Below are 13,475 nucleotides of genomic sequence, written 5' to 3'. Positions count from 1 at the left end.
GTCGCTTGTAGTTCACTAGCAACATCGTGGCCGCGCGGCCAGCGTTCGTGGGATACTGCGACTGAGTGCACCGGCATGGCCGCAGCGGCCGGGATGGGGAGCGCCATGGCTGTATCCAACACGTCCGCCGACATCGCCGCGCAGAACGACAGGGCGCAGGGCGAAGCCTTGCTGCGCGAAGTGCGCGCCAGTCTGACGGGATTCGAACTGGCCCACGCGCCGGCCGCGCTGGAACGGCTGGCCGCGCTGCGGCTCGCGCCGGCGCAGGCGCTGGAATTGCAGGCGTTCCGGATCCTCGTCGATTCGCTGGGCGAACAGGCCAGGCCCGACGACTTGCTGATGCATGCCAAGCGCCTGCAGGTGCAGGCCCAGACGGAGAACCATCCGATGGCGCAGGCGGCCGCCTGGCGCGCGCTGCAATGGATACAGGGCCGCATGCGGCTGCACCATGCGGCGCTCGACAGCGTGGCCCGCGCCGGCGAACTGTATCAGCGCTGCGGCCAGGAGCAACTGGCGCTGCAGATGCAGGCCATCCGCTGCACTGTGCTGTTTGGCTCGGAGATGTACCTGGAGCTGCGCCTGTCCTGCGCCGAACTGCTGGCCCGTCCGGCCGAGCTGACCCCGCCCGTCCACAACCTGCTGCTCAACTACGCCGCCTCCGCCGCCTACTATCTGGCGCTGGAGGAGGATGACGCCGGCAAGGCCGCGCCGTACTGGCGCGATTGCCTGGCCCAGCGCGAATTGGCGTTGCAGGTCGCCCGCCGCCACCAGCTCCACTATCAGGAAGGGCTGGCGCTGCTCAACCTGGCCGTGGTGAAGGCCACGCTGGGCCAGGCCGGCGATTGCCGCGACTATCTGGCCCAGTTCCAGCGCAGCACCGGCGAAGGCGGCGTGCAGCCGTACTGGCGACTGGCGCTGCGCCTGTGCGACGTGCTGCTGCTGTGCGTCGAGGGCGGACGCCCCGACGCATGGCGGGCGTTGCTCGCGTTCGACGCCGAGCTGGCCGGGGAGCCGCCGCACAGCACCGGCTCGCGCGAGATCGTCGCCTATGCGATCCGCCATTACGGCCGCCAGTGGGGCTATTTCGAGGAGACGTTGCAAGCTTGCCTGCGCCAGGTGCAGGTGGAGCGGCGCCACAAGCGCGAACTGGCCACGGCGCTGGGCGCCACCATCAACGCCGTCATGGAGCGGCCGCAGTTGCTGCGCCAGAACGCGCAGCTGGCGCAGCACGGCACGGCGCTGGAGCATTCGCTGGTGCAGCGCAACGCGGAACTGAGCGAGGCGCTGGCCAGGCTGCGGCGCGAGATGACGGAGCGCGAGGCGGCCGAGGCGGCCCTGCGGCGCGCGCACGATGAGCTGGAGCACCAGGTGCGCGAGCGCACGGCCACGCTGGAGCAGGCCATGCGCTCGCTGATGGCGCAGGAAAAGCAGCTCGGCCTGTCGCGCATGGTGGTGGGCATGGCGCACGAGTTGAACACGCCGGTCGGCAATGCCCGCATGGCGGCCAGCGCCATCGCCGCGCAAGCCGAGGAACTCCAGCGCAGCCTGGATGGCGGCAGTTTGCGGCGCAGCCAGTTGCAGGCGCTGCTCGCCCATCTGCTGCAGGGCGGGCAGTTGCTGGAGCGCGCCATCCTGCAGATCAACCGGCTGGTGGAACGCTTCAAGGGCTTGTCCAGCCACCCCGAACAGGAACCGCTGTGCCGCTTCGACCTGTGCGCGCTGCTGCGCGCCAGCGCCACCGGCTGGCAACCGCGCCTGGCGGCGCAGGGCGTGACGCTGGCGTTCACCCTGCCAGCGCATTTATGGATGAGCGGCTATCCCGGCGCCTGCGGCCTGGTCTTCCAGCAGCTGCTGGACAACAGCCTGTTCCACGGCTTCCGTGACGGCGGCGGCGTCATCGCCATCGAGGTGGCCATGGACGATGGCGCCGTGCTGATACGCTGGCGCGACGACGGCTGCGGCATCGCGCCCGAGCATTTGCCCAGGGTGTTCGAACCGTTCTTCACCACGCAACTGGGCAGCAGCGGCACCGGGTTGGGACTGGCCAGCGTGCACAGTCTGGTCGTCGATCTGATGCAGGGCACGGTGGACATCGCCAGCACGCCCGGCGCCGGCACCGCGGTGGTGCTGCGGCTGCCGTTGGGCGGCATGGAGGCGGCCGGCGCGGGCGAGGGCTGAGCGGCCCGGCCCTGGAAAAGCGGGAACTCAGGCGGGACGCGCCGGGATGTTCAGCCCGCGCGCCACGGCGGGCCGCGCGAGGAAGGCGGCCAGCACGCGCTGCACGTTGGGGAAACGCTCGATCTGCACCAGGTCGCCGGCCTCGTAGAAGCCGATCAGGTTGCGCACCCACGGGAACACGGCGATGTCGGCGATCGTGTATTGCGACCCCATGATCCAGTCGCGGCCGGCCAGCCGCTGTTCGAGCACGCCCAGCAGGCGGACCGCTTCGGCCACGTAGCGGTCGCGCGGGCGCTTGTCCTCGTACTCGCGGCCGGCGAACTTGTGGAAGAAGCCGACCTGGCCGAACATGGGGCCGATGCCGCCCATCTGGAACATCAGCCACTGGATGGTCTCGTAACGGCCGGCCGCGTCCTCGGGCAGCAGCTGGCCCGTCTTCTCGGCCAGGTAGAGCAGGATGGCGCCGGACTCGAACAGGGCCAGCGGCTTGCCGTCCGGGCCGTTGGGGTCGATGATGGCCGGGATCTTGTTGTTCGGGTTCAGCGACAGGAACGCGGGCGACAGTTGATCGTTGCTGTCGAAACTGACCAGATGCGGCTCGTAGGGCAGTCCCGTTTCCTCCAGCGCGATGGAGACCTTGACGCCGTTGGGCGTGGTCAGCGAATACAGTTGCAGGCGGTCGGGATGGCTGGCGGGCCATTTGGCGGTGATGGGGAAGTTGGCGAGAGCGGTCATGTCTGGTTGTGCGCGAAGTAAGAATGGCCTTTTATTATCGTCCTATTTCGCCGCGCGTGCAGTGCACCGGCGCGCAATCGATCGCCGGCCCGGTTCGTCGTCTGGCTGAATGTTGACCGTGGGGGTGGGACGCTATACTCTGGGGCACATTGGGGCAATCACATATCGGGGAGTGCATGGGACGTTACGCTTGCGCGGCATGGCTGGCGGCGGGGACGCTGGCCGCAAGCGGCTGGGCCCACGGCGCGGAAACCCCGCTGCGGCTGTGCGTGGACGCGCGCCCCCATCCGCCCTTCGTGTTGCTCGACCGTGACGGCACGGCCCAGGTCCTCGTGCGCATGGCGGCCGCCAGGACCGGCTTGCAGGTCGAGTATTACCATGCGCCGGCGGCGCGCTGCGCCGAGGAGGTCCGGCTCAACCTGGCCCAGGGTTATCCGACCGCCGGCTATTCGTCGAGGGCGACCGCGTTCTGCGCCTTTCCCATGGTAGGCGAGGAGCCGGATCCGAAACGGGCCACGGGACTGCTGCGGCTGATGTTGTACCGGCGCGTGGGCGAGGCCGTCGACTGGGACGGCAAACGACTGCTGCACACGACGGCCAAGGTGCTGTCCTCGCGCGGCGCGGTCCTGATGCGCGAGCGCCTGAGGGTGTTGGGCATCGACACGGACGATGGCGCATCCGACCTGGAGACCAATTTCGCCAAGCTGCTGGCACGGCGTGGCGACCTGGCGCTCGGTTACGACACCGATGGCCAGCGCCTGCTGGCGCGGGCGCCGTTCGCCGGCAGGATCGAAGCGCTGCCGCTGGCGTTCTCGCAGGAGTACCACTACCTGTGCCTGTCGCACCAGTTCCGCGACGCGCATCCGGAACGGGCGGCGGCCTTGTGGAACGCCATTGCCCGGACGGCCGCCTCGCCCGAGTACCGGGCCGCCATCAAAGGCATCAAATAGCGCCACGCTATAATCAGGTTCACCTTTTGAGCAGTCTTCGTTGGGGCGTCCATGGTTCGATTCGCGAAGTGGGGATGGTTGGGGGCGTGGGCGCTGGCCGCGAGCGGCTGGGCGCAGGACGCGCCGGCGCCGCTGCGGCTGTGCGTGGACGCGCGCCCCCACCCGCCCATTGTGCTGGCGGGGCACGAGGGCACGGCCCAGATCCTGGTGCGGATGGCGGCGGCCCGGGTGGGCTTGCAGGTCGAGTACCACTATGCCCCCGTGGCCCGCTGCGCGGAGGAGGTCAGGCTCAATCTGGCGCATGGTTATCCGGCCGCCGGCTACACACCGGAGGTGGCTGCCATGTGCGCCTTCACCCCCGATGACAGGGAACCCGATCCGCAACGCGCGACCGCGCTGGCGCGCGTGTCGTTGTTCCGGCGCACGGGCGATCCGGCCGACTGGGATGGCAAGCGGCTGTTGCATACCAAGGCCAGGGTGCTGTCTTCGCATGGCGCGCGGGTCATGCGCGAGCGGCTACGGGGGCTGGGGATAGAGACGGACGACGGCGGCGCCGACCTGGAAACCAATTTCGCCAAGCTGCTGGCGCGGCGTGGCGACCTGGCGCTTGGTTTCGAGGGCGACGCCCAGTCGTTGATGGAGCGGGCGCCGTTCGCGGGCAAAATCGAAGCGCTGCCCGTGCTGTTCTCGCTGGAGCGTTACTACCTGTGCCTGTCGCACCAGTTCCGCGATGCGAACCCGGAACTGGCGGCGGCCCTGTGGGAAGCCATCCCCCGGGCGGCCGCCTCGCCCGAATACCGGGCCGCCATCAAGGGCCTCAAATAGCGGGCGGCCCGGCCGTCAGAACTCCGCGTGCACGCGCGCGGCCGCCAGGTGGACCGGGCCGCGGCTGCGGTTGTAGGCCGGGTTGTTCACTTCCTGCAGGTCCAGCGTCAGGCCCAGGTGCTTGCCCAGGTGCGCCGCGTAGTAGGCTTCCGCGATCTTCTCCGTCCCATATCGCAGGCCGCCGTCGCCGATCAGGATGCCGATGCCGCCCTGGGCGAAATAGGCGCGCGCGTCGCCGGACAGGCCGTTGACGACGGCCGCCACGCCCACCGTGTCGTCCGGCCGGCCCCAGGCCGCGCCCTTGAGGGCCACGCCGCCCGACAGCGATCGGTTGATCTCCGTGAATTCATAGGCTTCCTTGGTGCCGTCGTTGACGCTGGCGCGTGCGAACAGGCCCATGTCGGCCGTCAGCTCCTGCTCCACGTTGACGGCCAGCCCGGTGCGCCACGCCCTGCGGCGCACCCCGGCCACGTCGGGCACAGTGCTCACATTGGTGCCGCCGGCCGCCGCCTGGCGCATGGCGTCCGCGTAGCGCGCCATGCTGGCGTGGTTGGCGAAGCCGAGCAGCTTGAGCTTGCCGCCATGGCCGTCCCACTGGTAGCGCTGCTCCAGTTCCGCCACCAGCATGTATTGGCTGAATCTGGGGCGGATGATCTTGCCGTTCGGCTCGGCCGACAGCTGGAACACGCCGGCGCGCGCCGTGCGGCTGCCCTGGTTCCATTCCAGCGCCGCGCCATAGGTGAAGCCCCAGGCGTCGGCCGCGTAGTCGAAGGCGCCGGCGTCGATCAGCGACCAGTTGAGGAAGTCGCCGCGCGGATCGTGGGCGTAGCTGTTGGTGTCGAACACGTCGGTGACGGAGAATTTACCGGCCGTCAGCACCACGTTGTCCTGCGCGCGCGCGCCGCCCAGCTGATTGGGCGCCGCCTCCACGGCCTCCTGCGGGCCGCCCAGCGCGAACGTGTGGCGCACGAAGGCGCGCGGCAGGCGCAGGTAGGGCGTGTCCGCGCCCACCTTGTAGGCCTCGCCGCTGGGGAAGCCGGCCATGCCCACCGTGTTGCTGAGGCCGAAGCCCTGGTCGATCTCGGGGTTCAGCCACAGCTCCGTGCCGGCGGGCAGGCGCACGCCCGCGTAGACGGTGATGTCGCTGGTTTCCTCGGTGCGGCCGGCCGCGTCCATGCTGTTCTGGCCCTGGTAGGGCGAGGTGAAACGGCGGTGGCCCTGGGTGACGTTGGTGAACTGGCCGCGCACGGCCCACGATTCGGGCGCCGCGTTCTGGTCGGACGCGCCGTTGTCGGCGTGGGCCTGGGCCAGCGCCAGCAGGCAGAGTGGGGCGGCCATCAGGCGGCGGATGTCTTTTTTCTTCATGCGGATGGCTTCCTTATTTCAGGACAGGTCGAGCGTGAGGAACATGGCCACCACGGCCACGGCCATCGCGGCCGTGGCCAGCCAGCCCAGCCACTTGAGTTTGCGGGTGACGACGAAACGCCCCATCACTTTGCTGTTGGAGCCCATCACCATCATCACGCCCATGATGGGCACCGAGATCACGCCGTTGATGACGGCGCTCCAGTACAGCGCCTTGATCGGGTCGATCGGCGTGAAGCCCAGCGCCACCCCCACCAGCGTGGACACGGCGATGATGCCGTAGAAGCCCTTGGCGTCGAACAGCTTGTGCTCCAGGCCCTTCTTCCACTCGAACGCGCCGGCGATGGCGTAGGCGGCCGAGCCGGCCAGCACGGGCACGGCCAGCAGGCCGGTGCCGATGATGCCGGCCGCGAACAGCAGGAAGGCGAATTCGCCGGCGATCGGACGCAGCGCGGTGGCCGCCTCGGCCGAGGTCTGGATGGTGGTGATGCCCTGCATGTGCAGCGTGACGGCCGTGGTCAGCATGATGAAGAACGCCACCAGGTTGGAAAAGCCCATGCCCAGATAGGTGTCGATCTTGATGCGGCGGAAGCTGGGGCGCGCCTGTTCGGGGGCCTCCAGCAGGGGCCGGCGCTTGGGATCGGCCTCCATGTCCTCCACCTCCTGCGAGGCCTGCCAGAAGAACAGGTAGGGGCTGATGGTGGTGCCGAATACGGCCACGATGGTGGTGATGGTGGCCGCGCTCCATTCCAGTTTGGGCGCCACCAGCGACAGCGCCACCTGGCCCCACGCGATGTGGACGGCGAACACCACGCCCACGTAGGCCAGCAGGGCCATCGTCATCCACTTGAGCACGCGCACGTAGCGCGAATACGGCACCACGATCTGCAGCACCAGCGACACCACGCCGAAGCAGGCCGCGTACAGGCGCGACGAACCGCCGATCAGCAGGTCGAGCGCCTCGCCCATGGCCGACACGTCGGCCGCGATGTTGATGGTGTTGGCCACCAGCAGCAGGCTGACGATCGCATACAGCAGCCAGCGCGGGAAGTGGGCGCGGATATTGCCGGCCAGCCCGATGCCGGTGACGCGGCCGATGCGCGCGCTCACCACCTGGATCCCCACCATCAGCGGATAGGTGAAGAACATGGTCCACAGCAGGTTGGGGCCGAACTGGGCGCCGGCCTGCGAATAGGTGGCGATGCCGCTCGGGTCGTCGTCGGCCGCGCCCGTGATCAGGCCGGGGCCGAGTTTTCTCAGCCAGCTTTGCAGGCGCGGCTTGGACGTTGGGGCCGGCCGTGCTGCGCCGGTGGTGTCGATGTGTTGGTTCTTCATTCAAATTCTCGCTACAAGGGAGCGCGCGCGGCGCATCCGGTCGTGACCTGGCGCCGTCCGGCGCGGACGGCATGACGATAAAACTTGTGGCGTAATGTGACGGGGGCCCACCCCTGGCCGCACGGGCACGCGCGCACGGCGCGCAGTGGCGCGGCCGGTGGCAAGGGGAATGGTACATCGGAAGGCGAACCGGGGTCGGCCTGGAGATACCGTCATCCGCGAGCGGCGAGATGACGGCGGGAGATTATCCTGCGTTATCTTGCTCTGGCGGCGTCAGCGCGACGCTGACCACTACAATCACCTGAACAACTGCCCATGACGGGGCTCCATAAAATGAAAACCCCGCGAATGTAATGGTTTGTGGCTACAAAGTCAACCAGCAATGCAAGCAGTCATACGCGGGGCGGATCAGTGCGCGGAAGCGGTGCGCTGCAGTGCTTATTTTGCCGACAGCCCCAGTTTGAGGTTGACCGGCTGGCCCACCTCGGCCGGCACCGCTTCCGGCGCGGTGGCGCGGGTGCTGGCCGGATTGACGCCGCCCTCGGTCAGCGCGGCCACGATGGCGCCGGCGCGCTGCGTGCCGAGGCGGGTGAGGGCGTCGGCCGGCAGGGCCTGGCGCTGTTCGAGTTTCGTCTGCAGCGTGCGATAGAAGGCGCTGGCGTCGGCCACTTGCGGCTCGCCCTGGATCAGCTTGCCGAGCTTCTGCCACATGGCCAGCTTCTTCTGCGCGGCGGCCGGCTTGCTTGCGCTGGAGGCGCCGGCTGCTGCGGAGGCGCTGGCTGTGGCGGGGGCTGCCGCAGCCGCCTCGGCCGCCTTCTTCTCCTTGTCCAGTTCGGCCGAACCGAAGCGTTCGCCGTACAGGCCGCGCAGCGCGCTGCGCACCGCGCTGTCGGCCAGATCCAGCGGGCCCGGTTCCTCGCCCGCTTCGAGCTTGATGCCGGCCCGTTTGGCGATCTCGCGCCGCACGGCGCGCGCGCGCAGGGCGGCACCGTCCGACTGCTCGCTGTACTGGCCCGGCACGGACAGGGTCAACTGGCCGCGCTTGGCCAGGATCTGCGCCACCTGCGCCAGCTTGGCCCGCTCGGGCGGCAGCAGGGCATCGCTGCCGGGATCGAAGCTGATCGCCTCCAGCTTGTCGCCGCTGATGCCGAACAGGTTGCCCAGCGCGCGGAACGGCGCCGTCACGATCTTGGTCAGCACGTTGCCCACGGCCTTCCAGATCACGGCGCCGTAGCTGAACTGCGGATCGTTCATGTCGCCCGCCACGGGCAGGCCCAGGTCGATGCGGCCGTCGCTGTCCTTGAGGATGGCCAGCGCCAGTTCCAGCGGCAGCTTGAGCGCGTCCGGGCTGTCGATGCGTTCGCCCAGGGTGAGCTGGTCGAGCACGATGTGGTTGTTGCCCTCCAGCTGGTTCTGGCGCACCTTGTATTCGAGGTCGAGCGAGATTTTTCCCTGCGCGATCTTGTAGCCGGCGAACTTCATCGTGTACGGCGAGGCCGACACCATGTCCACGTTCTTGAACACCACGTTCAGGTCCGTGTTCTCGCTGGCGGCGAAGGGATTGAGCTGGCCGCGCACGCGCGCCATCCCGAACTCGTCGACGCGGCCGTCCAGTTCCACCTGGCTGCGCGCATCGCGCTTCGACGACAGGCCGGTGATCACGCCGCCCAGCTCATAAATCTTGGCGCTGAATTGCGGACGCAGGCTCAAGTCGGTGAAATCGAGCTTGGCGTTCTGCAGCCGCACCCGCTGGACGCGGATGGGGAAGGGCTGGCTGGCCGGCGCCGCCGGTTTGCCAGCGGCCGCGATGGCCGGCTTGGCCGCCGTGGCGACGGGCTTGGCGGCGGGGCTGGCGGCATTGCTTGCGGTGGCTGGCGCTGCCGGGGCGTCGGCCGGCTTGACCAGCAGGCGCGCGGCGTTGAAGCTGCGGTCGTTCTCGATGATCAGCTTGGCGTTCGGCTCGACGATGCGCAGTTCAGGAATATCGAGCAGGTCCGGCGCCAGACTCAGGGTCAGCTTATCTGTGCGCACCGTCTTCCAGGAGGCGAAGCGGTCGCCGTCGTCCTCGTTCAACGCCAGCCCGGACACGTCGAACGCGCCCACGTAGCGCACGCTGGTGCGGTTGGCGGGGCCGGGCTTGGTGCTCAACTTGCCGCGCGCGGAGACGGTGCCGCCGGCCAGCTTCAGTTTCACGAACTTGCCCAGCAGCGGCTGCACGGGCGCCAGCGCCAGTTGCCTGACTTCGACGGCGGTATCGACGGCGCCCGTGGCCGGCACCACCGAACCTTGGGCCGTCAGCCTGCCGCCCTCGCGCACGGCCAGACCGGCCTGGAATTTGACGGCCTGCTTGAGGTCATTGCTGACGTCATCGAGCTTGAGGTTGAAGTCCTGCACGTTGGCCTTGATGCCCGTGCTCTGGTCCGCGTACGCGGCGCCGAATTTGTTCAGTTCCACGCTCTTGGCGTTCACCTGCCACGGCGTGCCGGCCGGTTCCGGTGCGGCCGCCGGCGCCGCTTTGGACGCGGCAGCAAGCTTGGCGCCGGTCGCGGGCGCAGGCTTGCCGCTGCCCGGCAGATGGCCCAGCATGGCCAGTTGACCCTTGCGGTCGAACGCCAGTTGCAACTGGCCGCCGTCCGCATACAGGCGGCCGAACGAGGCGCGGTGGCCGGCCAGGTCGATGCTGCCGTCGGTGAAGCCCAGCTCACCCAGTTTGAACGGCGTTTGCGCGCCGCTGGCGAGGGTCAGGTCGGTCAGCGAGAAGTTCACGCCGTCGAGGTTGAGCTTGACGCCGGCGGGCGCTTGCTCCGCCTGCAGGCGCAAATGCAGTTGGGCCTTGTCCACGCCGACCTTGAGCGGCGGGCTGGCCGTTTCGTCGATGGCGTCGAACGCGAGGCGGTCGAAGTCCAGTTGCTTGAGTTGCAGCTTCCATGGCGGCGGTGGCGCGGCCGGCTTGGCCGGCGCTGGCGTCGCGCTTGCGTTCGCCGACGCCGATGATGCGCTCGCATTCGCATTCGCATTCGCCGACGCTGATGATGCGCTGGCGACCTTGGTTGGCGCCGGCGTCGCCACGGCGGGCGCCGCCGGCGCTGCCGGTTTTGCCGCCGCCGCGGTGGCGGCATTCGGTGCCGCGGGCGCGCCAAGTTGGGCCAGATCCAGTTCGCCGCTGGCGTTGCTGCGCAGCGAGAACTTGCCGTCCGCCGCGTTCAGCCGTTCGATGGTGGCCGAGCGCGTGGCCAGGTCGGCTTGCACGCCTGTCAGCTCGAACGTCTTCAATGCGGCGAAGGTGGCCGCTGGCGCACCCTGGGCCACCGCCAGATCATGCAGGCCGAGCGCGGCGCCATCGAGGCCGGCGTCGAATCTGCCGTCCTTGTAGCTGAAGTGGTAGGGCAGTTTGGCCGACAGCAGGCCCGCCGTCACGCTGGCGCGCGTGTAGGGTTTGAGGTAGGCGGCCAGGCCGGGCAGCGCCACCTTGTCGAGTACCAGCTCGCCCTTGCCGCCGATGGGGTTGAGGCTGGCGTCGCCGCGCCAGCGCAGCGTGCCGCCGCCGGTGGCGTCGGCGCTGAAGGTGTAGCTGCCGTTCTGGTCGGGCAGGGTGCTCAGGTTGGAGAGCTTGAAGTCGATCGGCGTGTATTGATCGGTATAACCGGCGCGCTGGTCGCGCAGCGTCAGCTTGCCCTGTTCGAGCACGAAGCTGGCGATGGACAGGCGCGGCATGCCGCTGCTTTCCTCGTGCGGACGGCGGTTCAGCGTATCCATCAACTGGGCGATGTTGAACGTGCCGTCCGGCCCGATGGCCAGCAGCGCCTGCGGCGCCGTCAGGCGCACTTCGGCCAGCGTCCACGCGCGGCGCAACAACGAGCCCCATTCCAGGTCCACCGTCAACTGGCCGGCCGAGAACAGGGGCGCGCCGTCCGCCTCGGCCAGCCGGAAGTCCTGCACTTCCAGCCGCAGCGTGTAGGGGTTGAAGCGCACGTCGCCCACGGACATCTGCCGTTCCAGCACGGATTGTCCGATCTTGGGCACCTGACTCTTGATGACTTGCGGCAACAACCAGAAACCCGCGCCCGCATACACGGCCATCACGCCCGCCCCACCTGCCACCCACCGCTTCCAGCGCATTACCATTTGACTCACGTCCCTATAATTTCGGTTACAGACGAGAGTATGCCCCCTTAGCGACTGAACCGCAAAGGGGGCGGTGGCGGCGAGTTACCCCCGGGCGCGGGCGATGTAGCGGTCGATCACGGTCGGCAGCACGGTCAGCGGCACGCCGGCGCTGCTGACGATGGCGTCGTTGAAACCGGGCAGGTCGAAGCGCCCGCCCAGCGCCTGGCGCGCGCGCTCGCGCTGGCGCAGGATCTCGTTGTGGCCCATCTTGTAGCCGCAGGCCTGGCCCGGCGACACCGTGTAGCGGTCCACTTCACTGGTCATGGCCGCCACGCCGCGGCCGCAATTCTCGACCAGGAAACGGATCGCCTGCTGGCGCGTCCAGCGTTTGGCGTGCAGGCCCGTGTCCACCACCAGCCGGCAGGCGCGGAACATCTGCCCCTGCAGGTAGCCGATCTGGCTGAACGGGTCGTTGACGTACAGGCCGAATTCGTCCATCAACTGCTCGGCGTACAGGGCCCAGCCTTCGATGAAGGCGTTGAAGCCCATCAGCGACGTGATCAACGGCAGTTCCGCGTGGTGCTCGGCCAGGAAGGCGCCTTGCCACGCGTGGCCGGGGATGCCCTCATGCGCCGTCAGCGAGGTCAGTTCCGACTTCGGCCACAGGTGGGTGGACTTGAGGTTGATGTAGTAGATGGCGGGGCGCGAGCCGTCCAGCGCCGCGAAGTTCATGTAGCCGAGCGGCGCGCCGGCCTCGATGTCGGACGGCACGCGCTTGATCACCAGCGGCACCTTCAGGTCCAGGTGCGAGATTTTGGGCATCAGTGCGCGGGCCGCGTTGACCTTCTCGTTGCAGAAGGCGATCAGTTGCTCGCGCCCGGCCGCGTCGTCGGGGTAGAAGCGCGATGGGTCTTTGGTCAATCCTTGCAGGCGCTGGCCCACCGTGCCCTGCGTGATGCCCTGGGCGTTGAGGATGGTGGCGATGCGCGCCTGCAGCATGCGCGTCTGTTCCAGCCCGATGGCGTGGATTTCGTCCGGGCTGCTGGTGGTCGTGGTGCCCAGCTTCAGGGCCCAGGCGTAGTAGGCGTCGCCGTCGGGCAGGCGGTGCACGCCGGCCACGTCGGTGGCGCGGGCCGTGGCTTTGGCGTAGGCGGCGATCTGGCGGTCCAGCGCCGGGTAGACCTGCGTCTCCACCAGCTTGATGGCGCGTGCTTCCCAGTCGCCGGTCAGGCCCAGCGCCTTGGTGCGGCCGGCGATGGACGTGACCAGCTTCTGGCGCGCGATGGCGGTCTTGCGGTAGTCGCGCAACTGGCCCAGCGCCTTGTGGGCGATGAAATTGGGCGGCATCACGCCATGGGCCGCCTGCGCCTTGATGCGGTCCGTCTCCTGGTCCAGCACGCGGGCCATGCCGGCCACGCGGGCCAGGTAGGCCTCGGCGTCGGCCGCGTCGGTGATGCGGTGCTGGGAATCGAGGAATTCGGGCAGGCGGGTGAGCGCGCCGTCCTGCTGGGTGACGGGGAAGGGCGCGGTGCCGCCGTTGAAACCGCTGGCGGCGCCGCCGAACGGGAAGCGCAGCCCGTCCACGCCTTCGCCGGCCGCGTAGCGCACGCAGTCGTAGCGGATCTGCGCGTCGTCGCCCAACTGGTCGCGGGGGATGGCGTCGAGGCGGGACAGCATGGATTTGACCTGCTCCGCCCAGCGCGCGTCGCCGGCCGGCGAGGCGTCTTCCAGTTGCGAACGCAGCGCGGCGCGGGCGCCCGTGTCGAGACCGAGCTGGGTGGCCGTGGTCGGCGACAGGCGCAGGATTTCTTCGGCGAAGTCGGACAGCAGGGCGTGCAGGCGGGCGTCCGCTGGCGCCTGGGCGTGCGCCAGGTTGGGCAGGGCGCAGACGGCGGCGCCCGACAAGGCGGTGCGCAGCATGTCGCGGCGGGTGAACAGGGCAGAGGTCATGGGGGGCCTTTTGATTGTTTGGGGAATGGA

The 13,475-nt window shown here is 68.9% G+C and carries 8 protein-coding genes; 3 read left to right on the top strand and 5 right to left on the bottom strand.

Features of this window, described 5'->3' with window-relative positions:
* The first annotated feature begins 105 nt into the window (after nt 1–105).
* Complete coding sequence (locus tag AC1RQG_RS15665; RefSeq protein ID WP_493132936.1) at nt 106–2,178, top strand: sensor histidine kinase; 2,073 nt, start codon at nt 106–108, stop codon at nt 2,176–2,178.
* Nucleotides 2,179–2,205: 27 nt separating this feature from the next.
* On the opposite strand, the gene AC1RQG_RS15660 is transcribed toward AC1RQG_RS15665, so the two are convergent.
* On the bottom strand, nt 2,206–2,913 hold the full coding sequence (locus AC1RQG_RS15660; RefSeq protein ID WP_493132935.1) for a glutathione S-transferase C-terminal domain-containing protein: 708 nt from the start codon (nt 2,911–2,913) through the stop codon (nt 2,206–2,208).
* Between the two features lie 176 nt (nt 2,914–3,089).
* Here AC1RQG_RS15660 and AC1RQG_RS15655 point away from each other — a divergent pair, with 176 nt between their 5' ends.
* Nucleotides 3,090–3,863 carry a hypothetical protein gene (locus tag AC1RQG_RS15655; RefSeq protein WP_493132934.1) on the top strand — a complete coding sequence of 258 codons (774 nt, stop codon included), beginning with the start codon at nt 3,090–3,092 and terminating at the stop codon, nt 3,861–3,863.
* A 51-nt stretch (nt 3,864–3,914) separates the two neighbouring features.
* Nucleotides 3,915–4,688: a hypothetical protein gene (locus AC1RQG_RS15650; RefSeq protein WP_493132933.1), complete on the top strand. Its 774-nt coding sequence runs from the start codon at nt 3,915–3,917 to the stop codon at nt 4,686–4,688.
* Nucleotides 4,689–4,703: 15 nt separating this feature from the next.
* On the opposite strand, the gene AC1RQG_RS15645 is transcribed toward AC1RQG_RS15650, so the two are convergent.
* From AC1RQG_RS15645 to AC1RQG_RS15630, 4 genes are all read right to left on the bottom strand, one after another.
* Nucleotides 4,704–6,053 carry a carbohydrate porin gene (locus tag AC1RQG_RS15645; RefSeq protein WP_493132932.1) on the bottom strand — a complete coding sequence of 450 codons (1,350 nt, stop codon included), beginning with the start codon at nt 6,051–6,053 and terminating at the stop codon, nt 4,704–4,706.
* An 18-nt stretch (nt 6,054–6,071) separates the two neighbouring features.
* Nucleotides 6,072–7,388, bottom strand: a complete 1,317-nt coding sequence (locus AC1RQG_RS15640) for an NRAMP family divalent metal transporter (protein WP_493132931.1) — start codon at nt 7,386–7,388, stop codon at nt 6,072–6,074.
* Nucleotides 7,389–7,826: 438 nt separating this feature from the next.
* Entirely contained in the window at nt 7,827–11,507 is a 3,681-nt protein-coding gene (locus AC1RQG_RS15635) for a DUF748 domain-containing protein (protein ID WP_493132975.1), read from the bottom strand.
* A 90-nt stretch (nt 11,508–11,597) separates the two neighbouring features.
* Nucleotides 11,598–13,445: a DUF885 domain-containing protein gene (locus AC1RQG_RS15630; protein WP_493132930.1), complete on the bottom strand. Its 1,848-nt coding sequence runs from the start codon at nt 13,443–13,445 to the stop codon at nt 11,598–11,600.
* Between the last annotated feature and the right edge of the window lie 30 nt (nt 13,446–13,475).

This window comes from Rugamonas sp. GW822-FHT03B10 (assembly GCF_058801745.1).
Note: the sequence above shows the minus strand (reverse complement) of the source record. Positions and strands in the feature narration are given on the sequence as shown.